The organism is Rhodococcus coprophilus NBRC 100603, from assembly GCF_001895045.1.
Classification (GTDB): Bacteria; Actinomycetota; Actinomycetes; order Mycobacteriales; family Mycobacteriaceae; genus Rhodococcus; species Rhodococcus coprophilus.
The window spans coordinates 358,780-374,323 of sequence record NZ_BDAM01000001.1 but is presented as its reverse complement, the minus strand read 5'-3'; the positions used below and the strand labels follow the sequence as shown (position 1 = coordinate 374,323).

The window sequence follows — 15,544 nt, the reverse complement described above, 5'->3', positions numbered from 1 at the left end:
GCGATGGCACGCAAACCGCTCATCGCGGGCAACTGGAAGATGAATCTGAACCACCTCGAGGCCATCGCGCTGGTGCAGAAGATCGCGTTCACTCTGCCCGACAAGTACCTCGAGAAGGTCGATGTCACGGTCATCCCGCCGTTCACCGACATCCGTTCGGTGCAGACGCTCGTCGACGGCGACAAGATCAAGCTCACCTACGGTGCACAGGACGTGTCCGCGCACGCGTCCGGCGCCTACACCGGCGAGATCTCCGCTGCGATGCTCGCCAAGCTCGGCTGCACCTACGTCGTCGTCGGCCACTCCGAGCGGCGCACGCTGCACGGTGAGACCGACGAACTCGTTCGCGACAAGACGAAGGCCGCGCTCGGGCACGGCTTGACTCCGATCGTGTGCATCGGTGAGGGCCTCGACATCCGCGAGGCCGGGAATCATGTCGCGTACAACGTCGAACAGCTGAAGGGCTCTCTCGCGGGGCTGTCCGCCGACGACATCGCCAAGATCGTCGTTGCATACGAGCCGGTATGGGCCATCGGGACGGGGAAGGTGGCTTCGGCTGCCGACGCCCAAGAGGTGTGCGCCGCAGTGCGCTCCACGCTTGCGGAGTTGGCCTCGCCGGAGATCGCTGCCACTGTACGCGTGCTCTACGGCGGTTCCGTGAACGCCAAGAACGTCGGCGAGCTCATCGCTCAGCCCGACGTCGACGGTGGTCTGGTGGGCGGCGCGTCGCTCAAGGCCGACGAGTTCGCGCAACTGTCCGCCATCGCGGCCGGCGGCCCGCTCCTGTAGAGGGTCTCGAAAGTACGAACACTTTGCCCGCGGGGCGCAGGATCCTTCGATCCTGCGCCCCGAGGCTTTTCCCGGTGCGTACCGGAACGAAAAAGGAAGTCTTCACCCTATGGCCGCAGGCACCGACACCCACCCGAGCACCCGCAGTGTGATGTTCGGGCTGGTCGCATTACTGCTCGTCGCTGCGTGCCTGCGCCCGGCTGTCACCGCGATCGGACCGCTGCTCGACGAGATCGGCGCCGACACCGGGCTCGGCAGCACCGCGCTCGGAGTGCTGGGGGCAGTACCGCTGTTGTGCTTCGCCGCCGTCTCCCCGTGGATTCACCGCCCGGCCGTCCGATTCGGTGCGCAGCGCATGGTCCTCGTCGCCATGCTCGTCCTGACGGCGGGAATCCTGCTGCGGTCGCTGCCCGGCGCGGCGTGGTTGTGGGTCGGCACCATCGCGATCGGTGCGGGTATCGGCATCGGCAACGTGTTGTTGCCGGCCATCGTCAAACGCGACCATCCCACCCGCATCTCGACCGTCACCGGCGTGTACTCGTCGGTGACCACCGGCGCCGCCGGACTGGGATCCGGTCTGGCCGTGCCGTTCCTCGCGCTCACCGGCAACTGGCGGGGCGCACTCGCACTCTGGGCCGTCGTGTCGCTGCTCGCGGCCGCCGTGTGGACGGTGCGCGGACGGGTGCTGCCGACCCCGCCGCCCGCACCCGCGGCCGCGACACCTGGTGCGTCGATGTGGCGATCCGCGACCGCGTGGCAGGTCACCGCGTTCATGGGCCTGCAATCCACCACCTTCTACCTGCTCGTCACCTGGCTGCCGTCCATCGAGATGGGCCTGGGCGTCGACCGTGCCACCGCCGGGTGGCACCTGTCGGTGTACCAGGTCGTCGGGATCGTGGCAGGACTGGGCGCCACCGCTCTCATGGGACGGCGCAGTGATCAGAGCCTCCTCACCGCGGTGGCCGCGTCGATTCTCGTCGTCGCGATGATCGGCCTGCTCTTGGCGCCGAATCTGGTCCTGCTGTGGGTCCTCGTCGCGGGCATGAGCAGCGGCGCGACGTTCATCATCGCGGTGTCGCTGTTCGGGTTGCGCACCCGCACGATCGCGCAGACCGCGCAGTTGTCGGGCATGGCGCAGTGCATCGGCTACCTGCTCGCGGCGAGCGGGCCGGTGGTGGCCGGAGCGATCTTCGACGTCACCGGCACCTGGACCGCAGTCCTCGCGCTGGTCGCGGTGTGTGCGGCCGGTCAGGCCGTGGTCGGGGCGTTCGCGGGCCGCGCCCGCTACACCCACGATGAAACCTCCGACGAGGGGTCCGGACATCCGGGAAGTCGTGCGGACCGGGTAAGCTGACGGCCGACGTCACCCACCATCGAAGGACACCGAACGCCGACATGGAACTGTTCCTGGACATTCTGCTGATCGTCACGAGCCTGCTGCTCATCCTGCTGGTGCTGCTGCACCGCGGTAAGGGCGGCGGTCTGTCGAGCCTGTTCGGCGGCGGCGTCCAATCCAACCTCTCGGGTTCGTCGGTGGCCGAGAAGAACCTCGACCGGCTCACCGTGTTCACCGGCATCGTCTGGGTGATCGCCATCCTCGGCATCGGACTGCAGATCAAGTTCAGCTGATCGGCCAGCGGTCGCATATCGGCGCCGAGGCGCCGATACTGGCCGCATGACGGACTCCCCGCCGGCTTCGGCCACCGAACCCCTGCGCGACGACATCCGGCTCCTCGGCGGCATCCTCGGCAACGTCGTCCGCGACCAGGCGGGCGAGGAGATCTTCGACCTCGTCGAGGCGGCAAGGGTCGCGAGTTTCCGCATCCGGCGATCGGAGATGGACCGCGCCGATCTCGCCTCACGGTTCGCCGCCGTCGAGACCGGAAGCCTGATTCCGGTCGCGCGGGCGTTCAGCCACTTCGGGCTCCTCGCCAACCTGGCCGAGGATCTTCACAGCGAACGACGGCGAGCCGTGCATCTCCAGGCCGGCGATCCTCCGCAGGACAGCGCTCTCGCCGCGACCTACGTCAAGCTCGACGCGGTCGGCCTCGACGCAGACTCGGTTGCCGATGCGCTCGCGGATGCACTCGTCGCTCCGGTGATCACCGCGCACCCCACCGAAACCCGGCGCCGCACCGTGTTCGATGTGCAGACCACCGTCACCGAACTCATGCGCAGGCGCAACCACACCGTCGACCCGCACGAACGGGACGAACTCGACCGCGCTCTGTACCGGCAGATCCTCACCCTGTGGCAGACCGCGCTGATCCGGCTGTCGCGGTTGCGGATCAGTGACGAGATCGACAACGGTCTGCGCTACTACGACCTTGCATTCTTCGACGTGGTGCCGACCCTCAACGCGGAGGTCCGCCGCGAACTGCGCCGACGGTGGCCCGACGCGGCTGTCCTCACCCGGCCGATCGTCCGCCCCGGCACGTGGATCGGCGGTGACCGGGACGGAAACCCCAACGTCGACGCCGAGGTCGTCACCACCGCCGCCGACCGGGCCTGCGCGACTGCGTTGCGCCACCACCTCACCGAACTCGCTGCACTCGAACGGGAGTTGTCGATGTCGGCGCGTACCACCGTCGTCACCGTCCCCCTGCAAGAACTCGCCGACCTCTCCGGCGACGACGATCCGGCCCGTGACGACGAGCCGTACCGACGGGCCGTGAGAGGCATCCGCGGTCGGCTCACGGCGACCGGTTCCCACCTGTTGCCGGGAGTCGATCTTCCCGGCACCGTCGACGAACCGCGCCGGCCGTACCGCACCCCCGCGCAACTACTTGCCGATCTGGCGGTGGTCGACGCGTCGCTGCGCGCAGGCGGGGCCGGGGTGATCGCCGACGATCGGCTCGCACGCCTTCGCGGGGCGGTCGAAGTCTTCGGTTTCCACCTCGCGCCGTTGGATCTCAGGCAGAACTCCGACGTGCACGAACGGGTGATCGCCGAGCTCCTGTCCTGGGCCGGGGTGACCGACCGCTATGCGGCGCTGTCGGAAGACGACAAGGTCGCGTTGCTCACCGCCGAACTGCGCATCCGCCGGCCCCTGACGAGCCCGGACGCGCAGCTGTCGGAGGAGACGGCCAAGGAACTCGGCATCCTGCGGGCGGCGGCAAATGTGGTGCAGCGCATCGGGAATGCCGCGATCGAGCACTACATCATCAGCATGTGCACGTCGGTCTCGGATCTGCTCGAGGTGGAAGTGCTGCTCAAGGAAGTCGGGCTGCTCGATCTGGACGCCGGTTACCCGCGCAGCAGTGTCCAGGTGATTCCGCTGTTCGAGACCATCGAAGATCTCCGCGGCGGTGCCTCGACACTGACCGCCGCTCTGGCCGTGCCCGAGTTCCGCAGCCTCGTCGACGCGCACGACGGCCTGCAGGAGGTCATGCTCGGCTACTCCGATTCCAACAAGGACGGTGGTTATCTCGCCGCCAACTGGGCGCTGTATCGCGCGGAACTCGACCTCGTCGAGGTCTCCCGCGCCGCTGGGGTGCGCCTGCGTCTGTTCCACGGTCGCGGCGGCACCGTCGGACGTGGGGGAGGTCCCAGCTACGACGCCATCCTCGCCCAACCCCCCGGAGCGGTGCAGGGCTCGCTGCGGTTGACCGAGCAGGGGGAGGTGATTGCCGCGAAGTACCGCGAACCCGTCCTGGCGCGCCGCAACCTCGAGGCCCTGGTCGCCGCGACCCTCGAATCGACTCTCCTCGACGTCGAAGGTCTCGGCTCGGACGCGTCGGCCGCCTACCGGATCTTCGACGAACTCGCCGACCTCGCCCGCGACTCCTATCGGCGACTCGTTCACGACACGCCCGGGTTCGTCGAGTACTTCACGACCTCCACCCCCGTCGCGGAGATCGGGGCGCTCAACATCGGCAGCAGGCCGTCGTCGCGCAAACCCACGGAGGCCATCGCCGACCTGCGGGCGATTCCCTGGGTGCTCGCGTGGACGCAGAGCCGGGTGATGCTGCCCGGCTGGTACGGAACGGGCAGCGCCGTCACCGACTGGGTCGGCGACGACCCAGAGCGGCTCGAGTCCTTGAGGACCCTGTATCGGCGGTGGCCGTTCTTCCGCACGGTGCTGTCGAACATGGCGCAGGTGCTGGCCAAGTCGGACCTCGAACTCGCCGCTCGCTACTCGGAGCTGGTCGAGGACACCGACCTGAGGGAACGAGTCTTCGGCCAGATCGTCGAAGAACACGCGCGGACCGTCGAGGCCTACCGGCGGATCACAGGCTACGACTCGCTCGTCGCCGACAATCCGGCGCTGGAGCGTTCGCTGCACAACCGGTTCCCGTACCTGGAGCCGCTCAACCACCTGCAGGTCGAGCTGTTGCGGCGGTTCCGGGCGGGGGAGGACACCGAGCAGGTGCGCCGGGGTATCCAGCTGACGATGAACGGGCTGGCCACGGCGCTCCGCAACAGCGGCTGACGACCCGGACCGAAAACACTTTTCACAGTGGTGTCGATTCCGGTGGGTGCCGTTCGTCGTCATGACGTACGGCGAAAATCGCTGTACGGCTGACGACAGGAGATGACGATGAAGTACATGCTGCTGATCTACACATCCGCGACCGACGAGAGCACCTGCTCCGTCGAGGACTGGCAGGACTACGAGAAGGCGATGCGGGACGCCGGCGTGCTGGTCACCGGCCATTCGCTGCAGGACCTCGTCACCGCGACGGCCGTCCAGGTCGGCGCGGATGGACGCCGCACCGTGACGGACGGGCCGTTCGCCGAGACCAGGGAGGTGCTCGGAGGTTACGACGTCATCGATGTGCCGGACCTGGACTCCGCGATCGAGTGGGCGTCGCGGTGCCCGGGCTCCCGCGACGGTGGCACGGTGGTCGTGCGCCCGATTGCCGAGTTCGGCGAGTAGCCGTGGATGCAGGGGTGTCGGCCGAGGCCGTGTTCCGCGAGGAGCACGGCCGGCTTCTCGCCGGCCTGGTACACCGCTTCGGTGATCTCGACCTTGCCGAAGAAGCTGCATCCGATGCGCTCGAGGCCGCGCTCGTGCACTGGCCGGTCGACGGGGTGCCCGACCGGCCGGGCGCCTGGCTGTTCACCACTGCCCGCCGCCGTGCGCTGGACCGGGTTCGACGTGACCGGGTCTACGCGCAGCGGTTGGCGCAGCTGGCGATCGACACCGAGCGTCGTGGCTCCCCGCAGCCTCTCGCGGACGAGTTGCCCGACGAACGGCTCGAACTCTTCTTCACGTGTGCCCACCCCGCACTTGCGGCCGACGACCGCGTCGCTCTGATCCTGCGTTGTCTCGGCGGTCTCACGACAGGCGAGGTGGCCCGCGCGTTCCTCGTCCCTCATACCACCATGGCGCAGCGAATAGTGCGCGCCAAGAAGAAGATCCGCGGTGCGCAGATACCGTTCCGGGTTCCTCGCCCCGACGAACTGCACGAGCGGGTCCCGGTGGTCCTCGGCGCCCTGTATTCGATCTTCACCGAGGGGTACGCCGCCAGTAGCGGCGCCGATCTGCAACGTCCGGATCTGGCGGAGGAGTCGATCCGCCTGGCCCGCATCCTGCACCGGCTCATGCCCGGACAACGCGAGGTGGCCGGGTTGCTTGCGCTGGTGCTCCTCGTCCACGCTCGCCGCGACGCCCGCACCGACGCCGCAGGTGAAATCGTGCTCCTCGACGACCAGGACCGGACCCGGTGGGACAGGGAGATGATCGACGAAGGCCGAGTGCTGGTGGTCGAGGCGCTGTCCGCCGGGCTGCCCGGCCCGTACGCAGTGCAGGCGGCGATCGCCGCCCTTCACGACGAGGCACCCGACGCCGAGTCCACCGACTGGCCCCAGATCGTCGCACTCTACGGGGTGCTGCTCGCACTCACACCCTCGCCGTTGGTGGCCGCGAACCGTGCGGTCGCGGTCGCGATGCGTGACGGGCCCGCAGCCGGCCTGGAACTGCTCGACTCCCTGGCCGCCGAGCCCGTCCTCCGCGACCACTACCCGTACCACGCGGCCCGCGCCGACTTGCTCAGCCGACTCGGTCGTGACGCCGACGCGAAGTTCGCTTTCCGGCGCGCGTCGGATCTGGCCGGCACCGAACCGGAACGCCGCCGTATCCGCGCTCGCCTGGCCGCATTCGAAGAGGGCTCCGGGTGACTATGTGCGCGGAAGCTCCGCGCGCACAGGCAGATCGGGTTCCGTCCGGACACGAGAACTCGTACAGGCAGCCGACGGAAAGGGATGTCGTGTGTGGACGGTATGCAAGCACGAGTACGCGGGAGGACCTGCTCGCCACCTACGACGCAGCAGCAGCGGTCGGTGAGGAACTGCCACCGTCGTACAACGTCGCCCCCACGCAGCGGGTCAATGCGGTGCTCGTGCGCACACCGCGCGACGACCCCGATGCGGATCCGGTGCGCCTGGTCTCGTCTCGGCTGCACTGGGGTCTCGTCCCGTCGTGGGCGAAGGACCCGAAGATCGGTGCACGCATGATCAACGCGCGTTCGGAGACGATCACGCAGAAACCGGCTTTCAAGGCCGCTGCCTCCCGGCGGCGCTGCATACTTCCCGCAGACGGATACTACGAGTGGATGAAGAACGAGGACGGGAAGAAGATCCCCTTCTTCCTGCACGGGGACGCGCCGATCTCGATGGCGGGACTCTACGAGTTGTGGCCGAATCCCGAACTGCCCGAAGGCGACCCGGAGCGCTGGTTGTGGACCTGCACGGTGCTCACCCGCCCGGCGACCGACGCCGCAGGGCATATCCACGACCGCTCGCCGGTCGTGCTCCCGGAGACGTTCGTCGACCCGTGGCTCGACACGACGCTGACCGACCGCGACGACGTCGACGCGTTACTCGACTCGATCCCCGAACCCCGTCTCGAGCCCTACGAGGTGAGCACCGCGGTCAATTCGCCGCGCAACAACACACCGGACCTGCTGCGGCCAGTGCACCGTTGACCCGGCGCAGGCCGGTCACCGGTACTCGTCGACCAGAGACAGGTAATCGATCCACCGGGGGAGGGGACCGCCGCTGAGGGCAGCGTCGAGACGATCCAGGTAGTACTGCCATCCCGGCCCGATCTCGCCGGCCTCCGATCGCGGCACGTGAGAGTGCGTGAAGTCGAGTGTGGTCACACGGCCCACAGTGCGCAAGTCGACCGTGAGCAACCAGCCGTCCACATCCAGCGAAAAGCCGGCCGGGGGAGTGCACCGGAGAATCCGGACGTCGACGGTCGCCGAATCGTGTTCGTCGGTCATCGTCAGCCGCACGTGTCCCGTGGCGGGATCGCCGGTGAAGGTGCCGTACCACCGCGACAACTGTCGCGGGTCCGTGAACGCTTCCCAGATCTCCCCGGCCGGCAACGCGAAACTGCGGCGATAAACCAGTCTGACCAGCGACGTGTCCTGCGGACAATCGCTTTCCGGTCGAACTTCTCCCATGACAGTGTCGGGTGTGCTCATCGGCTGCTCTCCTCGTCTTCGCCTGCCAGTGTGATAGATCGTCCCGGTGTCCGAAGGCGAACGGGCGTCGCATCCGTTCCGTTCGAGGATTGCCGACCTCCCCGAATTTTGACCGGTTCGTCCGTACACTCCCGTCAGTTGAAACTTCACCGACGGAGGGGGCGAGGGTGAACTGTGAGCACGACGGTTCGTGGAACCGCCGGCAGTTTCTGACCGGATTCATCGGGAGTGGAGCAGCGCTCGCCGCGCTGAGCATGCTGGGTGTCCCCGCGGCAGGTGCTCAACCCGCGGCACCCGCGCCCCCGGTGCGCGACACCATCAACGGGGTGCTGTCGTTCGTCGTTCCGGGGAACGACCCGTACTCACAACACCAGGGAGTGGCCACCGACCGGCCCGGCGGGGTGACTCCGGACACCGCGGCGTCGCTCGAGCGCACCCTCGACCGGGCGCTCGCGATTCCGCTGTTCGGAGGAGTCGGAGTTCCCCTTCCGGGCGCAGCCGGAGTTGCGGTGCTGCTCAACATCTTTGCTGCCACCGCCGATCCGGGCGCTTCGAACGGGCCGTTCGCGGCGCCGTTCGCCAACCTGGACCATGCGAAGAAGGCGCTCGTGTTCGAGTGGCTCGACACCGACCCACGCTTCGAGAATTTCATCGTGCGGTTCGTGGTGAACTCGCTGCCGACCCTCGCCGCCTTCGCCGCGTTCTCGGAGGTGTCGGCGTTCGATCCGGTCGAACGGAAGACGACGGGCCGTCCGGTCGGCTGGGACCTGAGCAACTACGCCGGTCCGAGTGACGGATGGGACGAAGTGATCGGGTACTACCGCGGGATCGACAAGGTGGAGGCGTAGATGACCGACGTAATCGTTGTGGGATCGGGCGGCGGCGGTCCTGTGGTGGCGAAGGAGCTGGCGGCACGTGGACTCGATGTCCTCGTACTCGAGGCCGGCCCGCGATTCGCCGACCCGGAGAACGAGTGGACGCATTTCGAAGACGACGCCAACAACCCGATCACGGGATATCTGCGGCAAGGTCCCGGTGATCGGTCCCGCACGCCGTGGTTGCGCGATGTTCCGCAGCAATCGTATGTGTGGCAGGTCGCCGGGGTCGGTGGCACCACGCTGCACTTCTTCGGTAATTCACCACGAGCCGCGGCGGGTGCGTTCGCCGGGTACGACGCCCCCGACCGGGACATGTACGACACGGCGCATCTGTTCCCGTTCGAGTACGGGGAGTTGCGCCGCTACTACGAATGGGTCGAGGCGACACTACCGGTGCAGACCGCACCCATGGGCGCCAAGGAACAGGTGTTCCTCCGTGGGGCCGCCGCGCTCGGCTTGGCACATCAGACCAAGCTCGACACCACCGAACCGTCCTACCGTGCGCAGCAGAACGCGATCCTGCAGCCCGGTGGAACTGCGGGACGCACCCGCGACCCTGCGCTGCTGCACTATCCGGACGCGCGCGGGTGCACCATGTGCGGCCACTGCTACCAAGGGTGCTACCTCCCGCTCGGCGCGCCGCGCAATCTCAAAGCCAAAAGGTCGACCGACAATTCGTACGTTCCGATGATGCTTACTGCCGACGCGTGGTCACCTCACGGGCGTGCGGTCACCCTGGTCACCGATGCCGTCGTCACGAACATCCTCTTCGAGGAGGTCCATGGAGAGACGACTGCGCGCGGCGTGCGGTTCACCACCACTTCCGACGGCGCGCAGCACGAGGCGAGCGCTGCTGTGGTCGTGCTCGCGGCCGGGTGTATCGAGTCGCCGCGGCTGTGGCTGGGTTCCGGTCTGCCCAACCCGAACGGGTGGGTCGGCCGCGGATTGACGGATCACCACATGGACTGCGTGTTCGGGGTGTTCGACGAATACACGGGCCAGACCAGAGGCCCGGGCTCGAACGCGCGTGTCGACCTGCCCGGGTACGGCGGCGTCGAGCAACTCGGTCTGCCGCCGGCGCTCATCGCCTACGCGCTGAACTTCAGCGACTCCGGTATCCACGGGTACGGACGCGCCGGGGGAGTGGTCGATTCCGCGGGTGCGGACAGCCTCGGCAGGCTCGTGGGCCGCGATCTGCTGAACACGATGTCCGACACCGACCGTGTGCTGGCCGCACTCGTCATATCCGGCGACGACGTCGAACCGGAGAACCGGGTGACGCTGTCTCCGGTGCTGCTTCCGAGCGAAGGCGGACTCGCCCCGAAAGTGACGATGAACCACCGGAACCGGTCGGCGCGCACCAAACGCAACCGTGAGTACGCGACGCGCAAGGCCGTCGAACTGATGCGTGCGGCAGGCGCGAAATCGGTGCACCGGTGCGACTGGCCGCCGCTGATTCTGCATTCGCAGTCGAGCATGCGGATGGGGATCGACGAACACGACTCGGTGCTCGATTCGGACGCGGAAGCACGCTGGGTCAAACGTCTGTTCATCACCGATAATTCGGCGCTCGCCAACAGTCTCGGCGGTCCCAACCCGACCCTCACCACGCAGGCAGTCGCCACCCGGACCGCAGAGAAGATCGTCGAGAAGTACTTCGGTGGGGAAGCATGGGTTGGGCGCGAGGATCCGGTGTCGTCGATCGACGATCGCGTCACGGAGGCCGTCATCGCGCGGGGGCTCTAGGTTCGCGGGAGCCGGCGGGTTGCCGGGAGTGCGAAGCGCCCGTTCGATTTCCCGGGCCTGGGAACCGGTGCGCGTATCGGTGCGTCGAACGTGACAAGGGCCGAAAACGAAAGCGGCCCACCACAGGAGGTGTCAACCCTCATGGACCCACGAACGACGCGATGCGTTCCCGGACGTCCCCGGCTCACCGCCGCGCGCGCGATGCGCGGCCCGCGATCGTCGGTGCAGTTCCGTTGTATCCGGCAGGGCACCGACGACGCTGCACCGCGCACCCCGGTGGACGATTCCGATCGTGACAACGATCCTCGATGACGCCGCGACCGCGGCGGACATCGAGGATCGTTCGTCAGGACTTCGGGAGGGCGACGGCCGCAGCCGTGTCGACGAACCACACGGTTCGTTCACGCCCGACCGCACCCGCTGCGGGAATCTCCTCGGGGTTCGCCCCTGCGATCGCCGCGGCGACCGCGTCGGCCTTGTTCTCTCCGGTGACCAGCAACCACACCTGACGGGCACGCTGCACGGCGGGCAACGTCAAGGTCACTCGCGCGGGTGGGGGCTTCGGCGAATCCTCCACCCCGACGACGAAACGATCCGGCTCGCGCACCGCGTCGGTGTGCGGGAAGAGCGAGTTGATGTGTCCCTCGCCGCCCATGCCCAGCAGATGGACGTCGAAGTCCGGTAGGGATCCGTCGGCGGACTGTGCGGCGAGACGACGGGCGTAACGCTCCGCGGACTCTGCGGGCGTGGCGCACCCGTCTTCGCCCAGTGCCGGCATCGTGTGGATGCGTGCCGGGTCGATCGGCACGTGGTCGAGCAACGCGGCCCTGGCCTGCACCTCGTTGCGGTCGGGATCGCCTGCGGGAAGGAACCGCTCGTCACCGAAGTACACGTTCACCGCCGACCAGTCGATCCCGCCCTGATCACGGCCGACGTGCTCGAGCATCGCGATGCCCGTCCCGCCTCCGGTAAGAACCACGTGCGCCTGCAACCGTTCGCGCTGAGCCGCGACAACGGCGTCGACGAAGGCTTTCGCCGCCGCGCGCGCGACGGCGTCGGGGTCGGCGAAGGTCAGGACTTCGGTGGGGGCGCTGACGGGTTCAGACATATTCCACCTTCGGCAGGGCCGACAGCGCGGCCTCGTAGATGACATCGGGATCGAGTCGGCGCAACTCTTCGGCGAGGCACTCCGCGGAGTCCCTCCGGGCCAGCGTGATCAACGACGCCGGCTTGTCGGTCCGCTCGAGCGTGGCGACGCGCCCTTCCTGGGGCCGTCCCAGCGCGATCGTCTGCGAAGTGGTGCGCAGTTCGACGCGCAGGGCGCCGGTAGCGCGTTGCACCGGGCAGTCGATGCGACTCGCGAGCCATCCCGCGAGCAGATCGATGGCAGGTTCGGTCTGCAGACCCGAGACGTGGGCAGAGACGATCTGCTCGTGCGGAGGTTGCTCGAGCGCCGACACCAGGAGCGCCCGCCAGTAGGTGATCCGCGCCCACGCCAGATCGGTGTCGCCGGGGGTGTAGCCGGACAACCGTGAGAACAGGTCGGTACGCGGATCGAGCGCGTTCGTCGTGTCGGTGAGCCGGCGAACCGCCAACCGTCCGACCGGGTCCTGGGCAGGGATCGGCGGCGCCTGTCCGGGCCACCACGCGACGACGGGCGTGTCGGGCAGCAGGAACGGCACCACGACCGATTCCTGATGGTCGGCGAGTTCACCGTGCAGCGCCAGGATCAGCACCTCGGACGCACCGGCTTCACCGCCGACGCGGATCTCCGCGTCGAGACGGGACGGGCCCTCGGCGCGACCGCGTCCGACGACGATGACGCGGCACGGGTGCTCACGCGCCGCGTCGGTCGCCGCCGAGATCGCAGCTTCGATTCCCCGGGCCTCGCCCGCGCACACGATGAGCGTGAGAACCCTGCCCTGCGTGACGATGCCGCCGGTCCGGCGCAACTCGACGAGTTTCTTGCTGACATCCACCGCGGAGGTGTTGCGCAGTTGCAGTCTCACGGCCGCCTCCATTCCCGGCCGGATCGGCGCAACATCTCTTCGGACGAGGCCGTGCCCCAGCTTCCCGCCTCGTACGGTTCCGGCCGGCCCTTCGCGGCCCAGTGCTCGAGAACCGGATCGAGGATCTTCCAGGACAACTCGACCTCTTCGTCCACCGGAAACAGTGAAGGCTCACCGAGCAGCACGTCGAGCAGTAGCCGTTCGTACGCCTCCGGGGAGGACACCGTGAACGCCTGCCCGTAACTGAAGTCCATGTTCACGTCGCGCACCTCCATCTCGGAGCCGGGGACCTTCGACCCGAAGCGCATCGTGACACCCTCGTCGGGCTGCACCCGGATGACGAGCGCATTCTGTCCGAGATCGGTTGTCATCGTCGTGTCGAACGGAAGGTGCGGTGCTCGCTTGAACACCACGGCGATCTCCGTCACGCGGCGGCCCAGACGCTTCCCGGTCCGAAGATAGAAAGGCACGCCCGCCCATCGGCGGGTGTCGACTTCGAGAGTGATCGCCGCATACGTCTCGGTCGTCGAGTCCGCCGCGAAACCCTTCTCCTCGAGCAACCCGACCACCCGCTCGCCGCCCTGCCAGCCACCGGTGTACTGACCGCGGGCGGTGGTTTCGTCGAGTGGCTCGGCGAGGCGGGTCGCGGACAGCACCTTGATCTTCTCCGCGCGCAGTTCGGACGGCGCGAAGCTGATGGGCTCTTCCATCGCGGTGAACGCGAGCAACTGCAACAGGTGGTTCTGGATGACGTCGCGCGCCGCCCCGATCCCGTCGTAGTACCCCGCCCTGCCACCGAGACCGATGTCCTCGGCCATCGTGATCTGCACGTGGTCGACGTAGTGCGCGTTCCAGATCGGATCGAACAACTGGTTCGCGAACCGCAGAGCCAGGATGTTCTGAACCGTTTCCTTACCGAGGTAGTGGTCGATGCGGAACACCGAATCCTCGGAGAACACTTCGCCGACGACCGCATTCAGTTCACGAGCACTCTGGAGGTCGTGGCCGAACGGCTTTTCGATCACCACCCGGCTCCACGTGTCGTCCTGCGCCGCTGCGAGACCCGAACGCGCGAGTTGCCCACACACGACGGGGAACGCATCCGGCGGCACCGACAGGTAGAACGCGTGGTTACCGCCCGTGCCCCGCTCCTGGTCGAGCTTGTGGAGCGTCTCGGCGAGTTCGGCGAACGCGGCGTCGTCGTCGAACGAGCCCTGGACGAAACGGATGCCTTCGGCGAGCCGCTGCCAGACTTCCTCGCGGAACGGGGTGCGTGAGTGATTGCGCACCGCGTCGTGCACCACTTCACCGAACTCGGCGTCACCCCACTCCCTGCGAGCGAAACCCACGAGAGCGAATCCGGGCGGCAGGAGCCCGCGGTTGGCCAGGTCGTACACCGCCGGCATCAACTTGCGGCGGGCGAGATCGCCCGTCACGCCGAAGATGACGAGAGCACACGGACCTGCGATGCGAGGAAGCCGGCGATCCCTGCTGTCCCGCAGCGGGTTCACCCACTCCGCCGTCCCGGATTCGCTCACGTTCAGCCCTCCGAGCCGGGAGCGTGGGCGGTCAGCTGCTCCGAAGTGGCGTCGAGCAGCTCGCTCCAGGACGAGACGAACTTCTCGAGGCCCTCGTCCTCGAGCTTGCGGAACACGTCCGGCAGGTCGATGCCCACGGAGGCCAGGGCGTCGAAGACCTGCTGAGCCGCAGCGATGTTGCCGGTGACGGTGTCGCCGGTGATCTCGCCGTGGTCCGCGACCGCTTCGAGCGTCTTCTCCGGCATCGTGTTCACGGTGTTCGGCGCCACGAGTTCGGTGACGTACATCGTGTCGGAGTACTCCGGGTTCTTCACGCCGGTCGAGGCCCACAGTGCACGCTGCGGGCGCGCACCTGCCTCGGCGAGTTGCTCGAACCGGGCACCGGACTCGAATGCCTTGCGGTAGGAGGCGTACGCCAACCGGGCGTTCGCGACGCCCGCCTCGCCGCGCAATGCCAGCGCGGCGTCCGTGCCGATCTCCTCGAGCCGCGAATCGATCTCGGTGTCCACGCGGGAGACGAAGAACGACGCCACCGAATGGATCTTCGACAGGTCGTGGCCGGCCGCCTTGGCTGCGGTGAGCCCGTCCAGATATGCCTCGATCACGCGCTCGTACCGCTCGACGGAGAAGATCAGCGTGACGTTGACGCTGATGCCCTCGCCGATCACTCGTGCGATGGCCGGCAGTCCGGCCACCGTCGCGGGGATCTTGATGAACAGGTTGGGACGGTCGACGACCCGCCACAGTTCCTTGGCCTGCGCGACGGTCTCGGCGGTGGCGTGAGCCAGACGCGGATCGACCTCGATCGACACGCGTCCGTCCAGTCCGCCGGTCGCCTCGTACACGGGGGCGAGGACGTCGCACGCGGAGCGAACGTCGTCGGTGGTGACGGCGAGGATGGTCTCCTCGACGTCGGCACCGCCCGCCGCGAGCTCACGGACCTGCGCGTCGTACGCGTGACCCTTGGACAACGCCGCCTGGAAGATCGACGGGTTGGTGGTCACTCCGACCACGCTGCGGGTGGCGATCAGATCGGCGAGGTTGCCGGATTCGATCCGCTCCCGCGACAGGTCGTCCAGCCACACCGACACCCCTTGTGCGGAGAGGGCGGCGAGCACCTCGTTCTGCGCGGTGGTCTGTGAAGTCATCCG

14 protein-coding genes are annotated in these 15,544 nt (G+C 67.8%); 9 read left to right on the top strand and 5 right to left on the bottom strand.

Features of this window, described 5'->3' with window-relative positions; genetic code table 11:
* Nucleotides 1-3: 3 nt before the first annotated feature.
* The 7 genes from tpiA (at nucleotide 4) to RDCOP1_RS01625 (ending at nucleotide 7,718) form a co-directional block, all read left to right on the top strand.
* The gene (gene tpiA / locus RDCOP1_RS01655; protein WP_072698322.1) at nucleotides 4-789 is read left to right on the top strand and encodes a triose-phosphate isomerase; all 786 of its coding nucleotides are present in this window, start codon (nucleotides 4-6) and stop codon (nucleotides 787-789) included.
* Nucleotides 790-898: 109 nt separating this feature from the next.
* On the top strand, nucleotides 899-2,143 hold the full coding sequence (locus tag RDCOP1_RS01650; RefSeq protein ID WP_072698321.1) for a CynX/NimT family MFS transporter: 1,245 nt from the start codon (nucleotides 899-901) through the stop codon (nucleotides 2,141-2,143).
* A gap of 41 nt (nucleotides 2,144-2,184) precedes the next feature.
* Entirely contained in the window at nucleotides 2,185-2,418 is a 234-nt protein-coding gene (gene secG / locus RDCOP1_RS01645) for a preprotein translocase subunit SecG (protein ID WP_072698320.1), read from the top strand.
* A 46-nt stretch (nucleotides 2,419-2,464) separates the two neighbouring features.
* Nucleotides 2,465-5,221, top strand: a complete 2,757-nt coding sequence (gene ppc / locus RDCOP1_RS01640) for a phosphoenolpyruvate carboxylase (protein ID WP_072698319.1) — start codon at nucleotides 2,465-2,467, stop codon at nucleotides 5,219-5,221.
* A 108-nt stretch (nucleotides 5,222-5,329) separates the two neighbouring features.
* A complete protein-coding gene (locus RDCOP1_RS01635; protein WP_072698828.1) occupies nucleotides 5,330-5,668 on the top strand; it encodes a YciI family protein in 339 nt (112 codons plus the stop codon).
* A 14-nt stretch (nucleotides 5,669-5,682) separates the two neighbouring features.
* Entirely contained in the window at nucleotides 5,683-6,912 is a 1,230-nt protein-coding gene (locus RDCOP1_RS01630; protein ID WP_231922947.1) for an RNA polymerase sigma factor, read from the top strand.
* Between the two features lie 89 nt (nucleotides 6,913-7,001).
* Nucleotides 7,002-7,718, top strand: coding sequence for an SOS response-associated peptidase (locus RDCOP1_RS01625; protein WP_072698827.1), 717 nt, complete (start codon nucleotides 7,002-7,004; stop codon nucleotides 7,716-7,718).
* Between the two features lie 15 nt (nucleotides 7,719-7,733).
* Here RDCOP1_RS01625 and RDCOP1_RS01620 read toward each other — a convergent pair whose 3' ends face one another.
* Nucleotides 7,734-8,222, bottom strand: a complete 489-nt coding sequence (locus RDCOP1_RS01620) for an SRPBCC domain-containing protein (protein ID WP_072698317.1) — start codon at nucleotides 8,220-8,222, stop codon at nucleotides 7,734-7,736.
* A gap of 167 nt (nucleotides 8,223-8,389) precedes the next feature.
* Between RDCOP1_RS01620 and RDCOP1_RS01615 the strand changes: the two genes are divergently transcribed.
* Nucleotides 8,390-9,070 (top strand): hypothetical protein, encoded by a 681-nt coding sequence (locus tag RDCOP1_RS01615; protein WP_072698316.1) that lies wholly within the window; start codon nucleotides 8,390-8,392, stop codon nucleotides 9,068-9,070.
* A complete protein-coding gene (locus tag RDCOP1_RS01610) occupies nucleotides 9,071-10,846 on the top strand; it encodes a GMC family oxidoreductase N-terminal domain-containing protein (RefSeq protein ID WP_072698315.1) in 1,776 nt (591 codons plus the stop codon).
* 346 nt (nucleotides 10,847-11,192) lie between these two features.
* Here the strand turns inward: RDCOP1_RS01610 and pgl are convergent, their stop codons facing one another.
* From pgl to tal, 4 genes are read right to left on the bottom strand one after another with little or no spacing between them, the layout of a single operon-like run.
* On the bottom strand, nucleotides 11,193-11,954 hold the full coding sequence (gene pgl / locus RDCOP1_RS01605; protein WP_072698314.1) for a 6-phosphogluconolactonase: 762 nt from the start codon (nucleotides 11,952-11,954) through the stop codon (nucleotides 11,193-11,195).
* Complete coding sequence (opcA, locus tag RDCOP1_RS01600; RefSeq protein ID WP_331827998.1) at nucleotides 11,947-12,855, bottom strand: glucose-6-phosphate dehydrogenase assembly protein OpcA; 909 nt, start codon at nucleotides 12,853-12,855, stop codon at nucleotides 11,947-11,949. Before opcA ends, pgl begins: the two co-directional genes overlap by 8 nt.
* The gene (gene zwf, locus RDCOP1_RS01595) at nucleotides 12,852-14,393 is read right to left on the bottom strand and encodes a glucose-6-phosphate dehydrogenase (protein ID WP_072698311.1); all 1,542 of its coding nucleotides are present in this window, start codon (nucleotides 14,391-14,393) and stop codon (nucleotides 12,852-12,854) included. Before zwf ends, opcA begins: the two co-directional genes overlap by 4 nt.
* Before the next feature lie 2 nt (nucleotides 14,394-14,395).
* Nucleotides 14,396-15,541 carry a transaldolase gene (tal, locus tag RDCOP1_RS01590; RefSeq protein WP_072698310.1) on the bottom strand — a complete coding sequence of 382 codons (1,146 nt, stop codon included), beginning with the start codon at nucleotides 15,539-15,541 and terminating at the stop codon, nucleotides 14,396-14,398.
* Between the last annotated feature and the right edge of the window lie 3 nt (nucleotides 15,542-15,544).

Excerpts from the sequence above, each read along its gene's own strand:
- tpiA (WP_072698322.1), top strand. The coding sequence starts at position 4 with ATGGCACGCAAACCGCTCATCGCGGGCAACTGGAAGATGAATCTGAAC.
- RDCOP1_RS01650 (WP_072698321.1), top strand. The coding sequence starts at position 899 with ATGGCCGCAGGCACCGACACCCACCCGAGCACCCGCAGTGTGATGTTC.
- RDCOP1_RS01610 (WP_072698315.1), top strand. The coding sequence starts at position 9,071 with ATGACCGACGTAATCGTTGTGGGATCGGGCGGCGGCGGTCCTGTGGTG.
- secG (WP_072698320.1), top strand. The coding sequence starts at position 2,185 with ATGGAACTGTTCCTGGACATTCTGCTGATCGTCACGAGCCTGCTGCTC.
- RDCOP1_RS01635 (WP_072698828.1), top strand. The coding sequence starts at position 5,330 with ATGAAGTACATGCTGCTGATCTACACATCCGCGACCGACGAGAGCACC.
- ppc (WP_072698319.1), top strand. The coding sequence starts at position 2,465 with ATGACGGACTCCCCGCCGGCTTCGGCCACCGAACCCCTGCGCGACGAC.
- pgl (WP_072698314.1), bottom strand. The coding sequence starts at position 11,954 with ATGTCTGAACCCGTCAGCGCCCCCACCGAAGTCCTGACCTTCGCCGAC.
- RDCOP1_RS01620 (WP_072698317.1), bottom strand. The coding sequence starts at position 8,222 with ATGAGCACACCCGACACTGTCATGGGAGAAGTTCGACCGGAAAGCGAT.
- tal (WP_072698310.1), bottom strand. The coding sequence starts at position 15,541 with ATGACTTCACAGACCACCGCGCAGAACGAGGTGCTCGCCGCCCTCTCC.